This is a genomic window from Paenibacillus sp. L3-i20 (assembly GCF_022180385.2).
Taxonomy (GTDB): Bacteria; Bacillota; Bacilli; order Paenibacillales; family Paenibacillaceae; genus Pristimantibacillus.
The window spans coordinates 1,244,975-1,271,368 of record NZ_BQME02000001.1; the positions used below are offsets into that span (position 1 = coordinate 1,244,975).

Consider the following 26,394-nt stretch of genomic DNA (forward strand, 5'->3'; position numbering starts at 1 on the left):
GTTACTCACCCGTCCGCCGCTAACTATCAGAAGTGCAAGCACTTCATCAAGTCCGCTCGACTTGCATGTATTAGGCACGCCGCCAGCGTTCGTCCTGAGCCAGGATCAAACTCTCCAAATTGGTGTTTGACTTGCTCATTACTTAACTAGCTAAATGATCATCTTGGCAAAGCCAGTTGAAGATCATCGATTTAAAAATTTTGTTTGGATTCGACGTGATCCATTTGTTCAGTTTTCAAAGAACTTGTTTGTCACATGTTTCGTTGGTGACAAGATCATATGTTACCAGCTTCTCTTCTTCGTGTCAAGCGTTCGTTTCACATTTTTTTATGTAATTCGTTTGCTTAACGTGTGTCTCAGAAGCACAAGAAATAATATACCATGCGGAATCACATAATGCAACTTGTAGTTTTTTACAATTAAATATCCGTCCCTCCATCACTCTTATACTCCACGTTATTCTGTCTCTATATAGAAAAGAGCCGAACCAGCGTATCGCTTTAGTTCGGCTCCCACTCACAACAAACCCTCACCATTTAAAAGCTAGCATCCTATTACTCTTCGCCAAGTAATCGAATAAGCTCTTCTTCATCATCAATAACAGTAACCCCTAGATCACGGGCTTTCGTCAGCTTACTTCCAGCGCTGTCACCAGCTACAACGAAATCCGTCTTTTTGGAAACACTACCTGAGATCTTCGCCCCACAAGCTTCAAGCCTGCGCGCAGCTTCATCTCTCGTCATAGTTGGCAGCGTACCAGTTAACACGACAGTCTTGCCACTAAAGATACTATCCTGTCTTATTACAGGCAGTTGTTCCGCTTCCGCTTTTACCCCATACCCGCGCATACGTGAAATGCTCTCTACTATTATAGGGTCCGAGAAGAAGCCAACAATACTCTCTGCAACAATACCCCCAACATCCGGCAGGATAATTAACTCTTCTGCAGTTGCTCCCATAACTGCCTCAAGATCACGATAATGATCTGCTAGCATTTTTGTCGTTGCTTTACCTGTATTAGGTATGCCTAATGCGAATAGGAATGCAGCCAAGTCACGTTCCTTGGACTTTTCGAGCGAATCTAATAGTTTCTGTGCTTTCTTCTCGCCGAATCGATCAAGCTTGATTAAGTCATCAAACACTAGTGCATATAGATCGGCTGGATCACGCAGTTCACAATCCGAGTAAAGCTGTTCCGCAGTCATTATACTAAACGACTCGATATCCATAGCATCACGGGATGCGAAATGTGTAATTCGGGCAATGATTTGCGGACGGCAGCCTAGCTTGTTATTACAGAACAAGTGAGCTCCTCGCTGCTCTAACTCTGTACCACAAGAAGGGCACTGTTCTGGGAAAATGATTTCTTGCCCCGGCTCCTCATCCGCTTTGCCCAATATTTCTGGAATGACATCATTAGATCTTCGTATGGTAACCAATGTGCCAAGTGCGTGCTTTAAGTTTTTTCGTTCAATATCCCCTATATTATTCAGCGTACAGTTTTGTACCGTCACACCGGCCAACTCAACCGCCTCAACACGAGCGACCGGAGTTATTTTACCTGTACGGCCTACTTCCCATGATACAGACTCTAACACGGTTGTCGTTTCCTCTGCTTCGAACTTAAAGGCAACTGCCCACCTTGGAAACTTATCCGTATAACCTAACGCTTCTCTAGTCCGCATATCTGTAAGTTTCACTACTGCTCCGTCAATTAGGAAATCGAACGATTCACGTTTAGTTGCAATGTCCGCTAATTCACTTTGAATCTCTTCCATAGTAGCCAAATACTTTACGTATGGATTAACTTTGAATCGGTTGTCCTTCAAAAACTGTTGCATCTCGCTATGCGTATTGAAAGACACACCTTCTGCAAAGCCGATGTTGTAAATAAAAGCATCTAGTTTCCGTTCAGCAGTTGTTTGAGGATTTAGGTTGCGCAGGGCGCCTGCTGCTGCGTTTCGAGCGTTCTTTAGCGGTTCCGCCGCAGTTTCATTGTACTTCGCCAGTGTAGAGAGTCCCATAATTCCTTCTCCCTGAACTTCAATGATGCCCTCTGTAAACGGTATAGTTAGCGGGAGTGAGCGAATTGTACGGACTTGAGGCAAAATTCCCTCTCCAACCGTTCCATTCCCTCGCGTGGACGCTTGAATGAGCTCACCATTTTCATAGGTCAAGTTAAGCGTTAGTCCATCGAATTTTAATTCGATCACATAACTTGGCTGTGGTAGTGGCTCTTTATCAGGATTTTTGGCGTTATAATCTGCAATAGCTTTAATGACTCTAGCGTTCCAAGCTAATAAATCCTCATTGTTCTGTGCTTTGTCCAAGCTCCACAGACGAGCGCGATGACGATGAGGCTCAAACCCTTTTAGCAACTCGCCACCTACACGAAGTGTCGGAGAATCCGGATCTGTTATTCCAGTTGCAGCCTCCAGTGCCGTCAACTCGTCATAAAGCTTGTCGTAATCGGCATCGTTAATGCTTGGCTTATCCATCGTGTAATAGTAATAATTATGTTCAGTAATAAGAGCGATAAGCTCTTTCATTCGTTCTAACTGGCTACCCACGAGTACACCTCCCCTAAAATGGTATTTATATTGTTAATCGATTAGTTCTATGTTAAAGCTTTGTTATAGGAGCAAAACCAGCTAACAATCGTTTAATTCCGACTGGTGCAGGGAATGCGATTTGCAGTTCCATGTCATTACCCGTTCCTTTAACTGAAACAACGACACCTTCACCCCATTTGCCATGAGAAACACGATCCCCCGCAGCATAGCTGCTGCTCCCAGATGCCGAGGCACCACCAACTGCGCCAACTCCTCCAGTGGTAACTACACCTTGTGCAGTTCTTGCTGCATCAAGCGGTGTACTCACCCGCACGCCTCCACCTGTTCGACTTGGAGCAGATCTGTTGCTACCCGCTCCAAATCCTGAAGAACGAGTCCCATTGCTGGATGAAGATGAACCACTCGAAAAGTTACGTCCACCAGAGCGACCAGATCCGCCAATTGTCCCTCCTGGTGAAACTGCTTCTCGAACAATCTCCGGAATTTCTTCAAGGAAACGTGAAGGCATATTCATGCCTGTACGACCAAACAACGTTCGCATCCTTGCACACGTCAGATACAATCGCTTCTCTGCACGAGTTATTCCGACATATGCAAGACGACGTTCCTCTTCAAGTTCCTCATTATCATTTAAAGCACGGCTATGAGGGAACACGGATTCCTCCATACCTATAATGAAAACGATCGGAAACTCAAGACCTTTGGCGCTATGCATCGTCATAAGCACAACAGCATCGCTAGCTTTATCTTTTTCCTCTTCGTCCTTATTCATGGAATCAATATCCGCAATTAGAGCTAAATCAGTCAAAAAGGCGACGAGTGACCGATCCTCATTACGTTGTTCGAAATCAATCGTTACTGACAAAAACTCATCTATATTTTCTATTCGTGCTTTGGACTCTAACGTGTTTTCTCTCTGAAGCTCGACTCGATATTGCGAAAGCTCAAGCACTTTCTCTGTCAGTTCAGTAACTGTCAAATAATCGACCATAGCTGTTAAGTTGTAGATGAGCTCATAGAACTCTTTTAGCAACGTTCTCGTACGACCATTTACTTCAACTTCACCGAGATCTGCTAACACGCGATATACGGAAGTTCCTCTACGAGCTGCCTCATCTTCAAGCTTGCCCACAGTTGTGTCCCCAATACCACGCTTAGGCACATTAATTATGCGCGTTAAGCTTATATCATCGTCAGGGTTAGAAATTAGCTTCAAATAACCTAATAGATCCTTAATTTCTTTCCGATCGTAGAATTTAATGCCGCCAACAATTTGATAAGGAATATCTGATTTGATTAATATTTCCTCGATTACACGAGACTGTGCATTCGTTCTATATAGAATTGCGTGGTCGGAGAAGCGACGGCCTTTGTTTACATTTTTGCGAATTTCGCCAGTGACGAAGTATCCTTCATCATGTTCTGAATCAGCTTGATAGAACGAAATAAGATCGCCGGGTCCCTGATCAGTCCATAGTTTCTTCGGTTTGCGTCCTGTATTGCGTGTAATAACTGCATTAGCCGCATCGAGAATATTAGCAGTTGAACGATAATTTTGCTCCAGCATAATCGTTCTAGCCTCAGGATAATCACTTTCAAAATTCATTATGTTCGTAATATCCGCCCCGCGCCAACGATAGATCGATTGATCACTGTCACCAACTACACATATGTTATGGTGTTTATCTGCGAGCATGCGGCAAAGCATGTATTGTGCACGGTTAGTATCCTGATACTCATCGACATGAATGTAGCGGAACTTGTTCTGGTAGAAATCAAGCACCTCAGGAACTTCCTTAAACAGCTTAATTGTCATCATGATTAAATCATCAAAATCAAGTGAGTTGTTGCTCTTCAGACGCTTCTGATACATCGTATAAACTTTAGCTACTAAGCTTTCAAAATAATCGCTGCCAGCTTTTTCTTCATACCGCTGAGTTGTAATTAATTCGTTCTTAGCTCCGCTAATGGAAGCTTGCACAGCTTTTGGTTCGATTTTCTTCGTATCAATGTTAAGATCCTTCATACAATTACGAACAACGGATAGTTGATCGGAAGAATCCAGAATGGAAAAGCTTGAATTAAATCCAATTCGATCTATATCCTTGCGCAAAATACGCACACACATGGAGTGGAATGTCGATACCCAAATATCTCTGCCTGTAGGTCCTACCAGGGCGCTAACTCGATCCTGCATTTCTCGTGATGCTTTATTCGTAAACGTAATGGCCAGAATACTCCAAGGCGCCACCCGCTTCTTCTCTATAATGTAAGCTATGCGATGGGTTAACACACGCGTCTTACCACTGCCCGCTCCAGCCATAATTAAAAGCGGTCCGTCCGTCGCTTGAACGGCTTCGCGTTGCGGCGGATTGAGCTTCTGCACCGCTTCATCGATACTGATACGATTGAACATAATTAGACTCCTTTGTTCGCCATTTGTTCGCCTATTCACAGTTTAGACAACGACCTGCCACTGTGTCAATTTACCTCAACGAAAATACCCGTCTGCGCATAAGATGCAAACAACACCCCTTCAGCTATGCTGCGGGGTGCTGCCATTATCTTCTTTTCTCTATTCAATTGCACACAAATAAAATTTCTACTTATAATGACGAAGCTTAAGTGTGGATGATATTATTTACTTCGTTTGTCGTACTGCATCAACAGTCGATATCGCCGCAGCAAAGTCCGTATAAATGACATTGCCTACCACTATCGTATGTGCTAATGCTGCTGCCTCTCTTGCTCGGTCAGCCGTATCAATTCCGCCGCCATAGAACAATTGCGCATGCTCAACCGTATCACGAGCGCGTTTTAGTAAGTTCATATCTCCGAACCGGCCGCTGTATTCTATATAGATAACAGGTAATCTCATCAGTCGATCCGCCATTTGGATATAGGAGATCAGTTCCGCTTCGTCTAATGCCGCCTTCGCTTCCGTGACTTTTGCTGCTGTAGCCTCTTCGTTTAATATAATATACCCTTGTGCAGCCGTTTCTTCCCAAGGTACGAATGAACCAAACTCACGCAATCCCTCGATCTGTCTTCCGATAATCCATTCTGCTCGATCCGTGTTAAGAACAAGCGGAACAAAGTAACCGTCAAAGCCAGGTACTGCACCTTCCATCGTTGTAACTTCTAGTGCACAATCCAGCTCATACCTACGAATGCGGGACATGAGGTCAACTGTATTTTCAAATGTTATTCCACTCGAACCGCCTACTATAATTGCATCCGTTCCTGATGTACATAATGCATCCAGCATTTCATCGGATATTTCCTTATCTGGGTCGAGCTTAAATACATGTCTCCACTCTGAAAACCATACGTTATTCATCTATGTTCACGCCTCACTTTTGCCTGATAGAATATGACATTAGGCATCCGCATTAAATTAGAATGCGAATCTGTATATCTCTATGCTAAGGCAGGCTATGCGACGTGTCAAACCACCATTTTGTGAAAATAGGGATAGAGCTCTTCTCTATTTCTCGGACTTCTTAAGTCGCTCCTCCAGCTTAAGCATATATGATTTATCAAATTTATTTGGTGCTTTGATTCGTTTTAAATAGGTCAATGCCTCGGCTGGTTCCCCTTCATCGTCCACCTTAATACCGTTTGCTACTAATCTTGCTAACTTACGGAGTGCATAATTGTCATCGCCAGCCCTCTTGTAGGCTTCAATTGCCTCAGCATATCTATGCTCAAGGACAAGTTTGTCGCCTTCCAACATTCCATCTTCCGGAAGACTAAAGAGAGGCAGTTTATTATTAGAACCTATAAAGTGTCCCGCAGAGCTGGAAAGCTTGCGCCCATCCTCGGCATATGCGTCAACTGACCATTTAAAGTTCCCTCCTGGGTAAACGGTACCTAATATACTGTTCGGCCACAATATAACGTTGCGGGCTCGATCTGTATTTTTGATAACTTCCTCGGATTGATTCCTCAACTCTTCAATTGAAAAAGTGGCAATAGTATCGCGGAATTTCTCTTCTGATATGCTCCTAGTGCTTGCTGATGTAGACTTATCAGAGGCATCCTTGGATGTTAAAGTGGATGTGAACATTACTTGATAGTAATCTGCACCTTCATACGGTTCCCATTGGAACTTTAGCTCATCGCCTTGTATTGTCTCTTGATTAACAGGGGAAGTAGTGCGAATTTGTGGAACGAATTGAAAATTATATTCCCCCGTTTGCTCTTGGCTGATTTCTACCGTCTTAATTTTATTTTCCGTCAAATAGTAACCATCTATCCCCTCAGGTCGTGCACCAACTCCAACTACATATTGACCTGGCCCGATCCCGCTAAACTGATAGTTCCCCTCTTTATCAGTTATTGCAATCGGATAATGCCCATAGGGAGGTGAATGCCAGCTATTATTATTGGAACGTTGCAGTACGACAAATATATTATCAGCTGGCTCATCACCAATCTTCACGTTTCCTTTCAGAGAAGGAGTCACTTCGGGATCAACTTGTCTAGATTCTAATATTTCCAAATAGTTATGTAGCTCATCTCTCCGAAAAAATTCATTTGGGCTACCTTCTATGTCATGAAGAAATTGTTGTGCATTATCCCACTCTTGGTCCCACATATAGAGCTTAGCCACTTCGAGCCTTAACGTATTTGTAAATGGTATGGTCGGGTGCTCTGCAATTAATTGCTCCAACTTAGATCGGGCTTCTGAACGTTGCTCTTTCGTAGTTAAGCCGCTCCCGCTTGACGACCAGCCCCCTTGCGACATTATAAATATGTTATTATCTCCCCAGCTAACTTCGGGAGGTATAATATCGTTAAGCTTTTCCATCAATACTAGTGAAGTTTGATCATCATTAGGGAACCATTTTAATAAAGTATTAAATTGTCCGCCGTTATACAACATGGACGGAAGCGACTTGAAACCGACCCAACCGCCAATTGCTAACATGATGACGAAAACAGCGATTACTCCAACTTTAATTTTCATTATTACGAGCCTCTCCTTCCACCAGCTGTGATCGATAAAAGATATAGCAACAACATAAATTAGCTTCTTACTCCTCAACCTTCGCAAGCTCTGCTTTCAACATAATCACCTTCTTTCATTTGTTCATCTACAATAAGACTCTACTGATATAGATGCTTGGAACTATACAAATGGTTGCAATATCCATTATATTATTAACTATTTATGCTATAAACAAAAAAAACCGTCTTCCTCACTTTGAAAATGAGAAAGACGGTTTTTATTATTTTTTATTAACTAATTGTCCACGTGTAACACCGAGCTGGTTCGTCGCTTTCAAGCTGCGCCATACCTGCGTACCAGTAATACGACCATCTAGTGCATCTCTATAGAGGGAAAGAACTTCAGTTACTTTTTCTGCTGTTTCCTCGAGGAATTCAACACGGAAGTGTGAAACGCCCATTTCTACAAAGTTGCGGATATATTCCGCTCCTGATTGCTCAACCGCATTATACACCGTATTACGGCAGCCTTCATCTACACGAACAGGATGGGACATTCCGATTCTATCCTGCAACGATGCACGTTGCTCTTCACAAGGACGACCACAGTTCGTAAAGTCTGTTCCTTCACTCATGAATGTACAGTATACGCAATGCTCCGTATGGAACATCGGCAAATGCTGATGAATAACCATCTCTAGCTTCGAAGTATCAGAGCTTTCGAGCAGATCAACCATTTGACTAATATTAAGATCATAGGATGGTGTGATCAGATCTAGACCAACTTCTGAAAACAGATTAACTGCTTTATGGTTAGCTACGTTAAGTGAAAAATCACCAATTAACTTAGGGAACGGCTTGCCTGGGTTCGCTGTACGAGCACGCAAGTAGTAATAAAGTGCTCCCGTATTACGAATAAGCACTGCATCCGGCTGAAGTTTCAATATGTTCGCATGGTAACCATTTTCCCCTGGCATATGAATTCGTGGCGTAGCAAGTGCGATTGGCTTGCCAGCTTTCTTTGCCGCATCTACTGCCGCAGGGAATTGCTTAATAAATTCGAAATCAGCATATATATAAGAAACATCTGCTGCTATCGCTGCTTCAACTTGACTTAAGCTACGGCATAATGCAGTTAATTTAGCATCCTTGCCACTGTATGTGATGGAGTCAATTTTACCGTTCTGCTGCGCATCTGCAAATGCATCCACTTTGTGTTTAATATAAACAGGAGGCTTGGGACGTTCTCCCGCTAGCAATTCCACCGCCTCACGACGGATACGATTCAATTCGCGGATAGGTACTATTAGATCACCTTGCAGGAATACTTCAAGCTTGTCCAGTTGGAATACTGTTCCGCCGAGTCTGCCTAGTTGATCTTCTAATAGCGCTGCATCCATTGGACGTTTCTGAGCTTGTTCAAGAGGCAGTTCTGAGACAACTTCTACTGTTGTGCCCTTCTGTATATCCGTCCACCATGTACGGAGCGGTTCTCCTAGAGCACCCGTTACACGGATTTGCAATGGGAATACACGATATGGCTTCTCTGTTTCGTAGGTCGCTCTAAGTTGTCTATCTAATGCTGGGTCATTCGTTTTCCAAATCCGATCACCAACATTAACTTTACGAAGATCAACATCATTACGTCCTGGAACGAGCTCAACAAGAGTGCCCTCTTGCGCCTCACCTTCCATCTTAATGCCTTGACGACGCAGATCGTAAATACGGCCGCCTTCTTCTTTCTTTGTCGGGTCACCTGCGTCAAATACGATTCCGTCCCCACGCTTAACCGGTGCATCAAGACGCAACGTTACTGCATCACGCATAATACGCTCTACTTTGCCAAGATAGACACCCCGACTTTTCGGGAATGTTCCATCCACCAACTGCTTATTGTTAATGCCATCAAGGAATCCATGTGTAAAACCGCGCGAGAAGCTTTGTTGCAACTCACGAACTTCCTCTTTAGATGGCTTGGAGCGATCCCCGTCAAAATATTTATCGATTTCACGGCGATACTTACTTACAACGTTCGCTACATACTCTGGAGTTTTAAGACGTCCCTCAATTTTAAATGAAGTTACGCCCGCCTCAATCAGCTCTGGTACGAGATCAATAGCTGCTAGATCTTTTGGAGAAAGCAAATAAGAAATATCACCCATCGGCTTGTGCTCGCCATCAACCATCAAATCATAAGGAAGTCTGCACGCTTGAGCGCATTCACCACGATTGGCTGAGCGTCCGCCCCACATCTCAGAAGTTAAACATTGACCCGAATAGGATACACAAAGTGCTCCATGGACAAACACTTCCATCGGAAGTTTAGCTTGCTCACCAATTGTGCGAATTTGTTTTAAGTTATTTTCACGACCAAGAACAACACGTTCAAGATCATATGGTTTCGTAAATTCCACTGCCTCAGGTGAGGTAATCGTCATCTGAGTAGAACCATGTATCGGGAAATCTGGAGACAACTCACGGATGAGCTTAACCAATCCAAGATCTTGCACGATAACAGCATCAACACCAGCGTCGATACACATTTCAATTAGCTTCTGTGCATCTCTAAGCTCATCTTCAAATACAAGAATGTTAAAGGTCAAAAAACCTTTAACCCCATAAGTATGAAGAAACGCCATAATTTCCGGCAATTCTTCACTGCGGAAGTTATTTGCACGCGCACGTGCATTAAACTTCTCAACACCGAAGAAAATAGCATCAGCACCATTAGCCACTGCTGCTTTCATACACTCCCAGTCACCTGCTGGAGCCAGTAATTCTATATCCGATCTTGTTAAAGCAGTTGTATTCATCTATTTAATTCCTCTCATCGCTAGAGTATCATCCCTTGCGCCGTTTCTAATTACGATCATTAATCGTTTTTGCTCTATCTAGTTTAACAAAGAGGGGCGGATGATTCCACCACACATTGCTACCAGTTTATCAACCTCTTTCACTTTAGCCTACTTATTATGCGATTTTGGCAAATGAGGGTTAGAAGCATTTGTTTTTGAAATGAAAGTGATATACTATCCTCGACAGTAGATACAATCCAAACATTTCTTTCGGGAGGTTATAATAATTATGAAATTAGGCGTATTCAGCGTATTGTTCTCGGGTAAACCGTTTGAGGAAGCTCTTGACTACATCGCATCCAAAGGACTTGATGCTATTGAAATTGGAACAGGTGGATATCCGGGCAATGCCCATTGTGATCCTGATACTCTACTTGCTGATGCTGGCAAGCTAAAAGCGTTCAAACAAGCGGTTGAATCACGCGGACTAATGATAAGTGCTCTTAGCTGTCACGGGAATCCACTTCATCCACAGAAGGCGATTGCTACTGAGCATGACGAGCTTATTCGCAAAACGATTGAGCTTGCGAACCGTCTCGAAGTTAGCGTTATAAATACTTTCTCTGGCTGCCCAGGGGATCATGAAGATGCAAAATATCCAAACTGGCCTATCGCACCATGGCCTAACGAATTCCAAGAAATTTTGACTTGGCAATGGGAGAAAAAAATTATTCCATATTGGTCTGAGATCGGAAACATTGCTGAAAGCAATGGCGTGAAAATCGGACTAGAGCTACATGGCGGCTTCTCCGTTCATAGTCCTGCGACGCTGCTTCGACTGCGTGAAGCAGCTGGAACTGCAATTGGTGCTAACCTCGACCCAAGCCATATGTGGTGGCAAGGTATTGATCCTGTTCAAGCTATTCATATTCTCGGTCGTGCAGGTGCTATCCATCACTTCCACGCCAAGGACACAACGATTGATGCAATCAATGTGAACTATCATGGCGTAACTGACATGCAGTCTTACTCTAAGATGCTCGATCGCGCATGGCAGTTCCGTACCGTTGGCTATGGTCATGACCTTAAAGTTTGGGCTGATATGATTAGCGCTCTTCGTCTTGTAGGCTATGACCATGTCATTAGCATCGAACACGAAGATGGCCTAATGTCCGTTAACGAAGGCTTCACCAAAGCTGTTCAAAACCTTCAACAAGTATTGATCCGCGAACCGATCGGTGACATGTGGTGGGTTTAATCTTTAACGTAATTCTTATTTAATGGGATGAATGAAAATAGAAGTTAATCACACGCAAAAAGTGTTGGTACAGGAATAAAGTCCTGCGCCAACACTTTTTCGTTTCCAGCATAATTGTCCGTAAACATGCGTTGTTCCATAAGTGGCTTCCGTTACGAATGGGACGGATGATTGTAATACGATTGGCTTAAGCCAACCATACTTTGAAGATCATCACGTAGTCGATGAATAAGAACAATCCAAGAGATACCGCTGTAAATCCAATTGCAAATACATTTTTTCTCGGACGCGCTGTTATCAGCCGAACAAACCCGATTGCAATAATAACAGTAAAGGCAAGCATAAACCAATCGAATGGATCTATTACGCTTGCAGCTTTAGCTGCTTCTTCTGCCAAAAACATAAGGGGACCTCCTCATAATCACACGTAACCTAATATTAATCTATGTTAGCTTCTAGACGCTTCTGATGCAAGTGTCAATCTGAATTCGTAACAAGTTTGTCACGATTTTCTAATTCTTTGACGCTATCCTGTCCAAAAATCGGCTTATTTACTCCTTCACACCTGCTCCAACCTGTTCTAATTTGCTGTAGCGTTCCTTCGTACGAATGAGATCTCTTTCCAAAATCGGTTTCAAATAACGACCTGTATACGATTGCTCCACCTTAACAACTTGTTCAGGGGTTCCTGTTGCGACAATCATACCGCCGCCACTACCACCTTCAGGACCAAGGTCGATGAGATAGTCAGCTGTTTTGATTACATCTAGATTATGTTCAATGACAAGTACGGACTCTCCTGAATCGACAAGTCTATGCAGGACGGTCAATAAACGATCAATATCATGAACATGCAGACCTGTCGTTGGTTCATCTAATATATACAACGTCTTACCTGTGCTACGTCTATATAACTCAGCAGCCAACTTAACTCTCTGGGCTTCTCCGCCAGATAACGTCGTCGCTGGTTGTCCTAGCTTCATATAACCAAGGCCGACATCTAGTAACGTCTGTACTTTACGATGTATACGCGGAATATTTTCGAAGAAGGAACATCCATCTTCAATTGTCATCTCCAACACTTCGGCGATGTTTTTCCCTTTGTACTTCACCTCTAGCGTTTCACGGTTGTAGCGTTTACCCTTACAAATTTCACAAGGGACGTATACATCCGGCAAAAAATGCATCTCAATCTTAATGATGCCATCACCACGACATGCTTCGCAGCGACCACCTTTGACATTAAAGCTGAATCTACCTTTCTTATAACCGCGTACTTTAGATTCATTCGTATTCGCATAGAGATCACGGATATCATCGAATACACCTGTATAGGTAGCTGGGTTGGAACGCGGTGTCCGACCAATTGGCGATTGGTCAATCTCTACTACTTTCTCTAGGTGTTCAATTCCGCGAATTTCCTTATACTGTCCAGGTCGAACTTTTGTCGCTTTATTCAGATCACGTGCAAGTGTCTTGTATAATATCTCATTAACAAACGTCGACTTACCTGAACCTGATACACCTGTTACAGCGGAAAAGACGCCTAATGGAATTTTCACATTCACATTTCGCAAATTGTTTTCTTTAGCACCACGTACTTCCAGCCACTTGTCGCCAGTCGCACGTCTTTCTAGAGGCACTTCAATAAACATTCGTCCACTTAAATATTGCCCAGTCAGGGAGTTCTCTTCTTTCATAACTTCCTGCGGTGTTCCTTCTGCAATAACCATACCACCATGAATACCTGCGCCTGGACCAATATCGATAATATAGTCTGCAGCCATCATCGTATCTTCATCATGTTCTACAACAATAAGCGTATTACCTAAATTACGCATATGCTCCAGCGTCTGTATAAGACGATCATTGTCCCGTTGATGAAGACCGATACTCGGCTCATCCAGTATATAAAGCACGCCCATTAGACTAGATCCAATTTGTGTCGCAAGTCGAATACGCTGTGCTTCGCCACCAGACAACGTTCCAGCTGCTCGGCTTAACGATAAGTATTCCAATCCTACATTCACAAGGAAGCCTAGGCGGCTATTGATCTCTTTTAGAATAAGATTAGCAATTAATTTCTCCTTATCCGTTAGTGATAAGGAGTCAAAATAACGCTGCGCCTCGCCAATCGATAAGCTTGTTACATGCGAAATGTTCTGTTCGCCGATCGTTACAGCAAGACTTTCTTTACGAAGTCTTTGCCCCTTACAGCCTCCGCACGGCTTTGCACTCATATAGTTCTCAATATGCTCACGCATCATATCAGATGCTGTTTCCCGATAACGACGCTCTAGGTTGTGTACGATACCTTCAAACGGTACAAATGCTTCCTTCCGATGACCAAAATCATTTTCGTATAGAAAACGAACCTTTTCCCCGCCTGTTCCATAAAGCAGCTTCTTTAATTGCTCTGGAGCAATTTCTGACAGTGGTACATTCTGTGGAATACTATAATGCTCACATACTGCACTCAAAAATTGCGGGTAATAATTAGATGTACTTCCCGCCCAAGCAAGAAACGCACCGTCTGCAATCGTTTTGTTATTGTCTGGAACTAGCAAGTCTGAATCGACGATCATCTTAGCCCCTAATCCATCACAATCTGGGCATGCGCCGTATGGACTATTGAAGGAGAACATACGAGGTGCTAAATCCTCGATACTAAAGCCACATTCTGGACAAGCCAAATTGGAGCTGAATAGCAGCACTTCCTGATCCATAATGTCTACTAATACTCTGCCATCAGAAAGATTAAGTGCAGTCTCCAAAGAATCAGCAAGACGTGTATGAATATCGGACTTCACAACAATCCGATCAATAACGACTTCGATGCTGTGCTTTTTATTTTTTTCTAACTCAATTTTCTCACTAAGTTCTCTTAACTCACCATTTACCCGAACACGAACATAACCTTGCTTCTGAATGTCAGCAAGCAACTTTGTATGTTCGCCTTTGCGCCCAGAAATTAACGGAGCCAAAATTTGAATTTTCGTTCGTTCCGGATATTCCATAATTCGATCGACCATCTGCTCAACAGTTTGGGAAGTGATCTCAATCCCATGATCTGGGCAATGAGGCCTTCCAACACGAGCAAACAACAACCTCAAATAATCGTAGATCTCCGTTACAGTACCAACTGTAGAACGAGGGTTACGGCTCGTTGTCTTCTGATCAATAGAAATAGCAGGAGACAAACCTTCTATAGAATCAACATCCGGCTTCTCCATTTGTCCAAGAAATTGTCTTGCATATGCACTTAGCGACTCTACATAGCGGCGTTGACCTTCTGCATAGATCGTATCAAAAGCAAGCGATGACTTACCCGATCCACTTAATCCCGTCAGTACAACAAACTTGTCCCGTGGAATCGTTACATCTATATTTTTTAAATTGTGGGCGCGTGCACCCTTTACGATTATTTTGTCACTAGCCAATGGTTTCTCCTCCTACTATCCCATCTCAACACGCAGCTCAAGCAATGCATCTCGAAGTTCTGCAGCTCTTTCGAACTGTAGATTTTTCGCTGCGTCCTTCATTTCCTTCTCCAATCGATCGATAAGCGTCTGACGTTCCTTCTTCGTCAACTTGCCGCCGTCTGCTCCTGCCAAATAATCCGCCTTTTGTTCGGCAACTTTTGTTGCTTCAATAACATCATGTACCCGTTTCCGTATCGTCTGCGGCTCTACACCATGTTTTTCATTGTAAGCTAGCTGTATAACTCGACGGCGTTCTGTTTCCTTCATCGCACGATCCATGGAATCAGTAATCCTGTCAGCATACATAATGACACGACCTTCACTGTTACGCGCAGCACGACCAATTGTTTGAATAAGAGCACGGTCAGAACGAAGGAAACCTTCCTTATCAGCATCCAGTATAGATACTAGTGAAACTTCAGGTAAATCCAAACCTTCCCGCAAAAGATTAATACCTACGAGAACATGAAATACTCCAAGCCGCAGATCGCGCAAAATCGCAAGGCGTTCCAGCGTCTTAATATCGGAGTGCAAATATCTGACCTTAATGCCGACTTCCTTAAAGTAGTCTGTTAGATCCTCAGACATTTTCTTCGTTAACGTCGTAACGAGTACTCGCTCGTCCTTAGCGATTCGATCACGAATTTCATTTAGCAAATCATCTATCTGTCCCTTAGATGGACGTACGTCTATGATTGGATCAATAAGTCCCGTTGGTCTAATAATTTGCTCTACCATTGTTGGGCAATGCTCGAGCTCATACGGTCCCGGCGTCGCAGATACATAAACGAGCTGTTTCGTTTTCTCTTCGAACTCTTCAAAACGAAGTGGACGATTGTCTAATGCCGATGGCAAACGAAATCCGTGATTAACCAACATTTCCTTACGAGCACGGTCACCGTTGAACATAGCACGGATTTGCGGCAATGATACATGCGACTCATCAATAACAACAAGCATATCCTCTGGAAAATAATCAAGCAGCGTGTACGGAGTAGCCCCACGCTCCCTAAAGGTTAGCGGACCGGAATAGTTCTCGATTCCAGAGCAGAACCCCATCTCTGACATCATCTCCAGATCGTAGCGAGTACGCTGCTCTAGGCGCTGTGCCTCCAGCAGCTTACCTCCCTCTTTCAGCTCTGCCAGTCTCTCTTCCAGTTCACGTTCGATATTAACGAGCGCTATCTTCATCGTTTCTTCTTTTGTAACAAAGTGAGATGCAGGGAAAATCGCTATATGTTCTCTCTCTCCTACAATCTCGCCCGTAAGCACGTCAATTTCTGAAATACGTTCAATTTCATCACCAAAAAGCTCTACTCTCATGGCACGTTCATTGTTGGCTACCGGGAAAATTTCTACAATATCTCCCCTTACCCGAAATGTTCCCCTCGTAAAACTAATATCATTACGTTTATATTGTATATCTACCAATTTGTGCAGAATCGCATCCCGCGATTTCTCCATACCAACCCTTAAAGATAGAACAAGATCGCCGTATGATTCCGGAGAACCTAGGCCATATATACAGGACACACTCGCAACGATAATGACATCTCTACGATCGAACAACGCACTAGTTGCGGAATGTCGCAGCTTATCTATCTCATCGTTAATACTGGAGTCCTTTTCTATGAAAGTGTCACTTGAAGGAATGTAGGCTTCCGGCTGGAAGTAATCATAATAGCTGACGAAATATTCTACAGCATTGTCGGGGAAAAAGGATTTGAACTCGCTGCAGAGCTGGGCTGCTAGCGTCTTATTATGTGCGATGACTAGCGTCGGTCTGTTTAGCTCAGCAATTGCGTTAGCAATCGTATAAGTTTTACCCGTCCCTGTCGCTCCTAGCAGGGTCTGGTGACGTTTACCTTCACGTACACCAGCTAACAACTGTTCTATTGCTCTTGGCTGATCACCTTGCGGTGTATAATCCGATTTTAATTGAAACACTTTTTCTCCTTGTACGGGTTCAGTCACTAACGTTCCCCCTAGACATTTCATTTTATTAATAGTATGGTCAAATCCATTAATTTCAAGCGCCATAATTCAAATGAGAACCTGTGTTCCCTTATATTATATCGGTTAACCTACATGGATGCAATGAATATCTAATGCGCAAGCTTCCATTGCTGGAACCATTTCGTAATAGATGCAGGTAGCGATAGTTCTAGCTCTTCCCAAAATAATTTATGTAATCGATCGTAATACGAAATGACTTTATCATAATGGCCCAGCCGATCAAATAGTTCTAATACGATCAGCATTTCCGCTTCGTGATAAGGGTCCATTGCCTGTACTCGTTCATATAACGACAATGCTTCTTCTAATCGTTCTTGCTCCATTAAATGGTCGCCAAATACACGTGCATGCTGGAGCCACAAACCTCTGAGACGTTCCTTCTCAATTTCCGCCCACACATAATCATGATCCTGAAGGTAATCAGCTTCATATTCACCTAACACTGGACCGAGCATCTCTCGTGACGAAGAGTCGCTTTCCCTAGCCTCGACAAGTCTCTTCTCCCAATCTTCCGAATCAACCGTTACATGATCTCCTAATTGAAGAATATAACTTTCCTGAATACTTGCATTTACAATCCGTACATCTAGCTTCATACCCTGCAAGCATTGACGAATTTGATAGATAACCGTGTATAACTGAGTCATGGCCCGCTTCTTGTCTATTTCAGGTGATAATAGCTCCAAAATGGTTGATTTATGTACAGCCGTTCCACGATGAAGCAGCAAATAAGCAAACAACTCTTGGGCTTTTGCTGTCCTCCACTTAGGGATTTCCGGCAAACCTCCAGGTGAGTGCATTCGAATCGTTTTAAAACAATAAATAATGGACTGCAACTGCAACGGTTGAGATTCCCTCTCTATCTTCGGTTTGATTGTTCCCCGCGCCTTCAGACGTTCCATCGTAATTTTAATCCGTTCAGCGGTAAAGGGCTTCAGCAAATAGTCAATTGCGTTTAGTTCAAATGCCTTTACGGCAAATTCATTATAAGCTGTAACAAACACAATATTCGTATCGGGACAGTGCTCTTGCAGCCACTCAGCTCCCTCAAGACCCGATATCTCTGGCATTTGAATATCTAAAAATACAGCGTCTGGCCGCCACTCCTTTGCTTTCTTCAATCCTTCAACTGCATATTGAAATGCCATTATTTCTAGCTCACTATTCCACGTGCGAAGCATTTTCTCTAATTGGAACAAAGCCAATCTCTCATCATCTATTAATAACACTCGCATAGATTTACACCTCATTCCTCTACTTCTGCTATGAAACTAGATTCTATCGACGATAAAATGTTAGTTTCCTTTTTTACAATATACGACAATTTTCGGCTTCATTCATTAAAATACCTATATTTTTTCTCTTTTGATCAGAAATTGTCGAGATATCTATTATACAATGTTCAAATGCTCAAAATAATGATAGATATTGGAGGTACAATTTAGTATGAAGAAAAAATCGATAGCTTTAATAGTATCGTTGATGCTCATTTTTCAGTACTTTAACTTTACTGAAGCTGTGAATCTAGCTCATGCCGCGGCTGGGACAATTAGCGATAACATATTGACTGGAATGAAGTTAACGACTCAAAAGACACCAGACACGGTGATCGCTTCCGTCATAGAAGCAGTAAGCTACAGCAACCCAGATGTTCGTATCGATTTCGGGGATACATCGACTCTATTACTTAATTACGAATGGAAGATTGCCGAAGGTCACAACTACAAGAGCGGTGACACATTTGTTTTCAAATTACCTGATGAGTTAGTTCTTTATAACAACATCAAACCTACACCTTTAGCTGGAGAACCATCCGTCGGAACGTTAGAAGCGGATATGAACAGCAGACAGGTAAAACTCACATTTAATGAAAATATTAATGATGGTGCAGCAGCTGCAGGGACAATGCAATTTTGGACTTTCTTGACCGAAGCGAGTGTTAAAAATCAGTCAGAAGTTCTCGTCTACTTCGGCATCGGTGAAGCTCTCAAAATTAAACTCAAACCTAGAGTTACTACTCCAATGACCAAAGTAGGGAAGTTAGACAAGGCCACAAACCCTACTAAAATGATTTGGACTATTGATGTTAATAAAGACTTGAAGCGAATAAAAAATACCACTTTCGCAGACTTTATTCCGGCAGGTTCGGCATACATCGACAAGTCACTAACAGTGAACAAACTGAATATCGGATTAAATGGTAGCACTGTGGTAGGCGATCCTGTGGATCTTGCTGGACTTGATGTTCAAATGCCTAATAGCCCTGATCACATTCTTAGCGTCAAATTCGGAGAAATCGATGCAGCATATCGCATCTCTCTTGAAACTTCTATAACAAATTTTGATATTAAAAGCTTCACAAACAAAGCTACATTAACGGGTGATAATTCTATATCGGACAGCGCAACGTCAACTGTGACCCAAAATCGCGGTAAATCCCTTGAGGGCAAGTCAGTAGCTGGCTACAATGCGCTTGACTCCCATAAAATTGATTGGTTAATTAAATACAACTACGGCGAACAACCTGTCGCAGGAAAAGTCATTACGGATCTGTTCGACGGTCGTCTAGAACTCGTAAAAAACTCTATTAAAGTACTTCCTGTAAATGATGTTAACAATGATAGGAACACTGGCACAGCATTAGTTGAAGGCATTGATTATACGATTAACGAAGATGTAAGCGGAGTAAAGGACGTCGGCACCAAAAAGGGCTTTATTTTGACATTTGTAAAGAACACAAGTTCTGCCTTCAAGATCAGTTATCAAACAAAAGCTAAGGCAGATTTCTATGTAATCGACAGTACAACTGTTACGAATACAGTATCCACTGAAGATACAAAGATCAGCACATCACAAAACATTCAGCAGCAGTTTTATCATAAAAATCGTTCTGAACCAAATTACGCAACAAAAACAATTGATTGGACGATCCATATCCAGAACGGAAATAAGTATCACTTAAATAATCTTGTGTTGAATGATACGTTTAATTCTAATGTTCTAAAACTAGTCCCAGGTACACTCGTGGTTAAACGCGATGGCGTAACGTTACCGAACAACTTATATACGTTAACCTACAAGGGTGGAGCTACGGACACAACAGAAGGATTGACGATCAAATTCAATGAAGATGGCGCTTATTCCTATAAGATTACGTATACGACGAAGTTTGACTATAATGATAACAGCTATTCGCCTCATTTCAACTTCGGCAATAAAGCAGTACTCGATTGGGAAATAGGTGGAGTAAGTGACTCCAAAACGAAAACAGCAACTGTAGACCCAAATAACCAAACGAAAAACAATGGTTTTAAAGGCGGTACGTACGATGCAACGAGTAAGCAACTAACATGGAATATCGGTATTAACTACAATAGTAAAAAAATAACGAATGCCGTTGTAACGGATAAACTTACTTCTGCACAAAAGCTTATTAGCGGATCTATTGTTGTAAAAGAGATGACTGTTGCTGCTAATGGTTCAACAACTCTCGGAAAAGTGTTGACTGAGGGCACGGACTATACCATTATTGCACCGACAACTGGTAATGACAATACGTTAAGTGTTTCATTTGTCTCTATTGATCGTCCTTACCACATTAGCTTCAAAACGAATTTAGAGGGCGAATTAATTAATGATACTACGATAACGAATAAAGCTATTCTAAAGGGTGATGGATTTACAGATAAGTCATTAGTGGCTACTGTAAACGTTCCTAGTGCAGGTGAATACGTACACAAAACAGGAATACAAAACACAAATGATGCTTATCTGGTAGATTGGACTGTATCGGTTAATCGTGGACAATCGACCGTAAATAACGCCAAAATAATTGATGTTCCAAGTACGAAACAATTTCTCGGCAAAGAATCATTTAAATTGTATGAAACAACTGTAGCAGGTAATGGTACTGTCATAAAAGGCAACGTCATTAATGCTGATGCGGGTGTGTATAAACTAGATTTCCTTTCCGTACATGCTCCTGACTTCGATGTTCAGCTAACTGCACTTTTCGGTGCTACCGAAGCTGCAACTATTCTTGCTACTATAAAGGCAGATAGCAAAGCTGGAGAAGAAATATTTGTATTGTCATTCCTTAATCAAATCAATAAACCGTACATTCTAGAATATCAAACCATTCTAGATGCTGCACACAATGATACGATCGATAATACAGTCTCATTCATTGGTACTGGTGTTACTTTGAAAAAGAATCAAAACAACTCTTCCGTTAAAGTCAGACTATCTGGCGGTCAAGGTTCGGGTGGTACTTATCGCGGAAGCCTAACTGTTACCAAATCGGAAGAAGCTCTACCGGCAGTTACGTTGCCTGGTGCTGTGTTCCAGTTAACACATAACACAAATACTAACTTCAAAGCGTTACTAGGAACAACAGATTCGAAAGGCATTCTTCAATTCGACAATTTGCCTTACGGCACTTATACGCTTAAAGAAGTCACTCCGCCAACGGGTTATTCTATAATTGGCAATGGTGAGACTATTGTGAAGGTCAACTCAACAGTTGCCAAAGCAATTGCTATTGAAAACAAAAAAGTACCTACAGGGAGCCTCATCGTTACAAAATCAGAAGAAACCCTGCCTGCAGTTAAGCTGCCTGGCGCAGTTTTCAAATTAACGCATAACACTGATGCTAACTTTAAAGCATTGCAAGCAACAACAGATTCTAATGGGGTAATCGAATTTAACAACTTGCCTTACGGCACTTATACATTAAAAGAGATTACACCGCCAACAGGCTATTCTATCATTGGCAATGGAGAAACAATTGTGACGATTAACTCCACAGTTGCCAACGTTGTTTCAATTGAAAACAAAAAGGTGATAGTACATACAGGAAGTCTCATCGTTGTAAAATCGGAAGAAGCTCTTCCTGCTGTTAAGCTACCTGGCGCAGTGTTTAAATTAACGCATAACACAGATACAAACTTTAAAGCATTGCAGGAAACAACGGACGCAAATGGAGTAATTCAGTTCAACAATTTGCCTTATGGTACCTATACCTTAAAGGAGATTACTCCACCAACAGGCTATTCTATTATTGGTAATGGAGAATCTACTGTGACAATTAACTCCACAGTTGCCAGCTCCGTTTCCATTGAAAACAAAAAAGTAGTGGTGCCGACTCCGTCGCCAGTTGTTCCGACTCCGTCGCCAGTTGTTCCGACTCCGTCGCCAGTCGTTCCGACTCCGTCGCCTGTTGTCCCGACTCCGTCGCCAGTCGTTCCGACTCCGTCGCCAGTTGTCCCGACTCCGTCGCCAGTTGTCCCGACTCCGTCGCCAGTTGTTCCGACTCCGTCGCCAGTTGTTCCGACTCCGTCGCCAGTTGTTCCGACTCCGTCGCCAGTTGTTCCGACTCCGTCGCCAGTCGACCCGACTCCGTCGCCAATTGTTCCGACTCCGTCGCCAGTTGACCCGACTCCGTCGCCAGTTGTTCCGACTCCGTCGCCAGTCGACCCGACTCCGTCGCCAGTCGTTCCGACTCCGTCGCCAGTTGACCCGACTCCGTCACCAGTTGTTCCGACTCCGTCGCCAGTCGACCCGACTCCGTCGCCAGTTGACCCGACTCCGTCGCCAGTTGTTCCGACTCCGTCGCCAGTTGTCCCGACTCCGTCGCCAGTTGACCCGACTCCGTCACCAGTTGTTCCGACTCCGTCGCCAGTCGTTCCGACTCCGTCGCCAGTTGTTCCGACTCCGTCGCCGTCGCCTGAAATTGTGAAGGAAGTAACCGAGGAAGAAACTGTTGTCGAAGGTGAAATTGATGTTCCAAAGGGTGGTACGACAGACATCGGAACACCTCCGAACAATGGTGGTATTACTGTAACACCCCACGGCAAATGGATATACAAACCTGATCCTGGATTTATAGGAAAAGACAAATTCTCCATAGTCGTTACTGATAAGGATGGTACCGAAGAGGAAGTTTGGTTTGAAATCGACGTGGAAGAAGTTCCAAAAGGCAATATCGATATAACACCTGACGTCGACAAACTTCCGAAAACAGGGGAATCCAGCTACTTGCTCATGTATCTTATTGGTACCGCCTTTATTGCTGGCGGCATTACCCTAATCGGAGCAAACTCCGTAATGAAAGCAAGAAGAAAACGTAAGCTAACGTAACCATTAAACTTTCAAACAGACTGCTGCTAAGGTAGTCTGGGAGACTTTTTTAGAGTAAAAAAGACGCCCTCACACAGGTAGAATGCTCTACTTGTATGGGGGCGTCTCTGTTTTACTAATTATTTTGTTATTGCTATTACTAGCCTTGTATTTGCTCACTGTTCGATTCTGATTTTCCTCTACGGTTGGAAGCTCTCATACCTCGTAACAATCCGAATAGAGATGCCGGACCGCTTGCAGCATAGTAGTTAGCTTGCTCATCCGGTGCCAGAATAACGCCTAGCTGATGATGATCACCAGCATAACGAGCCTTTTGTGCGAATTTCAACTCGCCTTCGAAGTTGTACACTTCCAATTTGCAAAAGGCCGAATTTTGCACTAATGCCTCATAAAGCTCTTCCTTCGTGCGCACTCGTATCCCGTTCACTTTATACAATATTTCGCCCACTGATAGCCCCATAGCTTCTGCTGGTGTACCAGGTACAATACCCAATATCCGCAGTCCGCGTGAGTCATGCACGTAAAGTGGTGTACGACTAGATTCTGCCCAATGACTACGCCAAACGATTGCTTCATGCAACACAAAGGACGTTATAGCAGCAATTGGAAGCAAGATTGGTTGCCACCATGCAATAATAGCGACTGCTGCCAACACTACGCTATAGATCAACAGTCCATTAGCAGCATGTTTAGCTTTTGTACGCGGCAGCATAGACCTAGTCATTTCTGAAAACCCAATAATCATAGGCAAAGCTACGAAGGTCCAACCTTGTGTCCAATCAGCTCCGAATAGTGGAGTCCATGGCAACGCATTTGTAGAAATGCCCATGGATGCATCGTTTGTAACTGGAACAAGCAATAATAATGGAACAGGCCAGAAGCCTTGCAAAAAGTATCCTCCAACTAACTTGCCGCGCTTCCCTTCAAGGAATAGCGGTGTAGAAAGCTTGTCTCCTTGCGCACGAACGAGTAACGCTTCCGCCAGATGTAAAAGTGCTACAAGCAACAACAATCCAGCTGCATCAATCTGCTCCAATGATACTGCTAATGTGCCGAGCCAATCCGACCGATCAGCTAACGGAGTGAAGCCTACTATCCATTGCAAGAGCGTGATAACTCCCGCACTATATGCAAAACACAAATATCTAATTTTGATAAGCATTAGTACTGCCGTAATAGACCATAACCATAAAACTGCTGTTGAAGTTAGTGTTGAACCGATAAAGGCACCAACGAGAGACACAGACACACCTATAAGCAAGCCTGTAATAAGCGACTTGAACACTAGGCTCTTCCAATCGCGAAGCTTGACCGCAAATAATTGCCGTTCCATTCTCATCTGTCTAATGTATTGTAAAACGATAAACAAAATGGCTATATAATAAAAGGGCTGTACCAACAGCTGCAAAGCAGCCTCTCCTAGCAATTTCAGCATTGCCTGCACTGTTTCCAATTCGAACACTCCTTTATTAGGACGAAACAAATGAAAAGGGTTGGCTTCGTTGCACGAAGCCACCCCTTTTAAGATTCGACACAGCCTCTTTATTTCCTGCCTACGTACTTAATCGCTTCAAGTAATTGAATGTCGTTTTCTTTGTTTTGTATCCACTTAATGACGGATTGTTCCAATGTTTGCGCAGTTTTCACATCAATCTCACCTGTTACAGGCAAACTGTTTTGCGCTTGAAACTTTTTCACTGCCGCAACCGTCTCCGTGCCATAATAACCATCTTCACGTTTCGGCTCATAACCTAATCCATGCAACATAATTTGAGCACTTCGAACCTGCGGACTTAAACTATCTGGCTTCAATGTTTTTTCTAGTGACAATCGTGCTACAGTAAAAAGGTCCGGCGGTGCAACGAGTTGATTCGGCACTATCCCTTCTTTGTGAATCCAATTACCTTTAGGGGTAAGCCATTTTGCAATTGTCATCTTCACCAAGCTTCCGTCCCCAAGCGCTTTATTATAGCTGACTTGAACAGTTCCTTTGCCGAATGATTTTTCACCAATGACTTTAGCGCCTGCCGCTTCTTGCAGTGCCCCTGCCAAAATTTCTGATGCGCTAGCGCTCCCCTTATTGGTAAGCACAGCAATTGGATAAGACTTCTGTTCTCCACCCTTAGCGAGTGTTTTCTCGCGATTGCCTTTGCGATCTTCCACTTGAACGACCGTGGAGCCTTCTTTCATCATCAATTGTGAAATATCGATAACCACAGGCAGTACCCCACCAGGGTTATTACGCACATCAAGAACAAGCCCCTTCATACCTTGTTGCTCAAGTTTAACTAGCTCTTCTTTAAATCTTTTAGCTGTGTTAAGTGAAAATTGACGTATTTCTATAACTCCTACACCATCTGAGCGTAATGTTCCATAGACGGTTTCTACATCAATGTCATCTCTTATTAGAACAAGCTGTATCGGTTCAGCAAATCCGCTGCGTTGTACAATAATTTTTGCTTTGGTTCCTTTAGGACCGCGAATTTTCCCAACAGCCTCCTGAAGAGTTAGTCCTTCAAGGCTCTCTCCATTAACGGATTTAAGTATGTCTTTAGAAAGCAACCCCGAACGTTCTGCTGGTGAGCCTTTAATTGGAGCGACGATAATAATTTCTCCGTTTTCTGTCGTTACTTCTGCGCCGATTCCAGTAAAGGAACCTTCAATCGATTCAGAAAATTGCTGTGCAACATCTTTTTCCATGTACACGGAATAAGGATCATCTAGCGCTCCCATCATACCGCTAACTGCTCCATCCAGCACTTCTTTACGCTCTACATCTTCATAATACTTCGTTTCAATTAGCTGTAATACCGCATTGAGCTTAGAAAGCTCGTCCGCGTTAAGCCCCTTGCTGCTATCCTCTTCCCTCGCAGCAGCAGAAACCAAAGAGGCCTGCCCTCTTTTATCACCTTTCATCCACTGATCAGCCATAGTCATCGTTACAAGCACGGAGGCGATCATCGTTAACATCACAAACGCAAACACTGTACGTCCTTTAAAATACACCTCGGTACACCACCTTCATCAAAATCCAGCCTACAAGACCACACTAGTATATGACAAGCGGGAGGAAATTATTTGCATCTAGTAGTCAAAAACAGTCCGCATGTCTATTTTGAACATCCATTCTTGTCCATAATATGATTAGAAAAGTACAAGAAGGGCAGCCACATCGCAAT

Annotated in this window: 14 protein-coding genes, 1 rRNA gene and 1 pseudogene (1 of these 16 running past the window's edge); 3 read left to right on the top strand and 13 right to left on the bottom strand. The window is 43.1% G+C overall.

Annotated features, from left to right (window positions below; translation table 11 throughout):
- From MFF31_RS05965 to MFF31_RS05990, 6 genes are all read right to left on the bottom strand, one after another.
- Positions 1 to 121 (bottom strand): 16S ribosomal RNA (locus MFF31_RS05965); it reaches 1,469 nt to the left of the window's first position.
- Positions 122 to 554: 433 nt separating this feature from the next.
- A complete protein-coding gene (ligA, locus tag MFF31_RS05970; RefSeq protein WP_238188502.1) occupies positions 555 to 2,549 on the bottom strand; it encodes an NAD-dependent DNA ligase LigA in 1,995 nt (664 codons plus the stop codon).
- 73 nt (positions 2,550 to 2,622) lie between these two features.
- A complete protein-coding gene (pcrA, locus tag MFF31_RS05975) occupies positions 2,623 to 4,989 on the bottom strand; it encodes a DNA helicase PcrA (protein WP_238187155.1) in 2,367 nt (788 codons plus the stop codon).
- 225 nt (positions 4,990 to 5,214) lie between these two features.
- Entirely contained in the window at positions 5,215 to 5,913 is a 699-nt protein-coding gene (pcrB, locus tag MFF31_RS05980; protein ID WP_238187156.1) for a heptaprenylglyceryl phosphate synthase, read from the bottom strand.
- 147 nt (positions 5,914 to 6,060) lie between these two features.
- Complete coding sequence (locus MFF31_RS05985; RefSeq protein ID WP_238187157.1) at positions 6,061 to 7,545, bottom strand: carboxypeptidase-like regulatory domain-containing protein; 1,485 nt, start codon at positions 7,543 to 7,545, stop codon at positions 6,061 to 6,063.
- A 262-nt stretch (positions 7,546 to 7,807) separates the two neighbouring features.
- Positions 7,808 to 10,339, bottom strand: coding sequence for a U32 family peptidase (locus MFF31_RS05990; RefSeq protein WP_238187158.1), 2,532 nt, complete (start codon positions 10,337 to 10,339; stop codon positions 7,808 to 7,810).
- Between the two features lie 271 nt (positions 10,340 to 10,610).
- On the opposite strand from MFF31_RS05990, the gene MFF31_RS05995 reads away from it, so the two are divergent.
- Positions 10,611 to 11,579: a sugar phosphate isomerase/epimerase family protein gene (locus MFF31_RS05995; RefSeq protein WP_238187159.1), complete on the top strand. Its 969-nt coding sequence runs from the start codon at positions 10,611 to 10,613 to the stop codon at positions 11,577 to 11,579.
- A gap of 187 nt (positions 11,580 to 11,766) precedes the next feature.
- Here the strand turns inward: MFF31_RS05995 and MFF31_RS06000 are convergent, their stop codons facing one another.
- The 4 genes from MFF31_RS06000 to MFF31_RS06015 all read right to left on the bottom strand — a co-directional run bounded on the left by MFF31_RS06000 (position 11,767) and on the right by MFF31_RS06015 (position 18,312).
- A complete protein-coding gene (locus MFF31_RS06000) occupies positions 11,767 to 11,982 on the bottom strand; it encodes a hypothetical protein (RefSeq protein ID WP_238187160.1) in 216 nt (71 codons plus the stop codon).
- Positions 11,983 to 12,130: 148 nt separating this feature from the next.
- Positions 12,131 to 15,019: an excinuclease ABC subunit UvrA gene (uvrA, locus tag MFF31_RS06005; protein WP_238187161.1), complete on the bottom strand. Its 2,889-nt coding sequence runs from the start codon at positions 15,017 to 15,019 to the stop codon at positions 12,131 to 12,133.
- A gap of 15 nt (positions 15,020 to 15,034) precedes the next feature.
- The gene (gene uvrB / locus MFF31_RS06010; protein ID WP_238187162.1) at positions 15,035 to 17,035 is read right to left on the bottom strand and encodes an excinuclease ABC subunit UvrB; all 2,001 of its coding nucleotides are present in this window, start codon (positions 17,033 to 17,035) and stop codon (positions 15,035 to 15,037) included.
- A gap of 131 nt (positions 17,036 to 17,166) precedes the next feature.
- The gene (locus MFF31_RS06015; protein ID WP_238187163.1) at positions 17,167 to 18,312 is read right to left on the bottom strand and encodes a response regulator; all 1,146 of its coding nucleotides are present in this window, start codon (positions 18,310 to 18,312) and stop codon (positions 17,167 to 17,169) included.
- Between the two features lie 337 nt (positions 18,313 to 18,649).
- On the opposite strand from MFF31_RS06015, the pseudogene MFF31_RS06020 reads away from it, so the two are divergent.
- Positions 18,650 to 22,195, top strand: a pseudogene (locus MFF31_RS06020) (collagen binding domain-containing protein); the annotation flags it as partial.
- Here MFF31_RS06020 and MFF31_RS25525 read toward each other — a convergent pair.
- Positions 22,164 to 22,892 (bottom strand): hypothetical protein, encoded by a 729-nt coding sequence (locus MFF31_RS25525; RefSeq protein ID WP_483874647.1) that lies wholly within the window; start codon positions 22,890 to 22,892, stop codon positions 22,164 to 22,166. The pseudogene MFF31_RS06020 and the gene MFF31_RS25525 sit on opposite strands and share 32 nt — an antisense overlap.
- Between MFF31_RS25525 and MFF31_RS25530 the strand changes: the two genes are divergently transcribed.
- Positions 22,811 to 23,215 carry an Ig-like domain-containing protein gene (locus tag MFF31_RS25530; protein WP_483874648.1) on the top strand — a complete coding sequence of 135 codons (405 nt, stop codon included), beginning with the start codon at positions 22,811 to 22,813 and terminating at the stop codon, positions 23,213 to 23,215. The two genes, MFF31_RS25525 and MFF31_RS25530, sit on opposite strands and share 82 nt — an antisense overlap.
- A 139-nt stretch (positions 23,216 to 23,354) precedes the next feature.
- Here the strand turns inward: MFF31_RS25530 and MFF31_RS06025 are convergent, their stop codons facing one another.
- Together MFF31_RS06025 and MFF31_RS06030 are read right to left on the bottom strand one after the other, a co-directional pair.
- Positions 23,355 to 24,677, bottom strand: coding sequence for a PDZ domain-containing protein (locus MFF31_RS06025; protein ID WP_375541302.1), 1,323 nt, complete (start codon positions 24,675 to 24,677; stop codon positions 23,355 to 23,357).
- Positions 24,678 to 24,757: 80 nt separating this feature from the next.
- Positions 24,758 to 26,221, bottom strand: coding sequence for a S41 family peptidase (locus tag MFF31_RS06030; RefSeq protein ID WP_238187165.1), 1,464 nt, complete (start codon positions 26,219 to 26,221; stop codon positions 24,758 to 24,760).
- Positions 26,222 to 26,394 lie beyond the last annotated feature (173 nt).

What these genes read in the sequence shown, in the direction of transcription:
- pcrB (WP_238187156.1), bottom strand. Translation starts at nt 5,913, where the DNA reads ATGAATAACGTATGGTTTTCAGAGTGGAGACATGTATTTAAGCTCGAC.
- MFF31_RS06000 (WP_238187160.1), bottom strand. Translation starts at nt 11,982, where the DNA reads ATGTTTTTGGCAGAAGAAGCAGCTAAAGCTGCAAGCGTAATAGATCCA.
- MFF31_RS05985 (WP_238187157.1), bottom strand. Translation starts at nt 7,545, where the DNA reads ATGAAAATTAAAGTTGGAGTAATCGCTGTTTTCGTCATCATGTTAGCA.
- ligA (WP_238188502.1), bottom strand. Translation starts at nt 2,549, where the DNA reads ATGAAAGAGCTTATCGCTCTTATTACTGAACATAATTATTACTATTAC.
- pcrA (WP_238187155.1), bottom strand. Translation starts at nt 4,989, where the DNA reads ATGTTCAATCGTATCAGTATCGATGAAGCGGTGCAGAAGCTCAATCCG.
- MFF31_RS05990 (WP_238187158.1), bottom strand. Translation starts at nt 10,339, where the DNA reads ATGAATACAACTGCTTTAACAAGATCGGATATAGAATTACTGGCTCCA.
- MFF31_RS06015 (WP_238187163.1), bottom strand. Translation starts at nt 18,312, where the DNA reads ATGCGAGTGTTATTAATAGATGATGAGAGATTGGCTTTGTTCCAATTA.
- MFF31_RS05995 (WP_238187159.1), top strand. Translation starts at nt 10,611, where the DNA reads ATGAAATTAGGCGTATTCAGCGTATTGTTCTCGGGTAAACCGTTTGAG.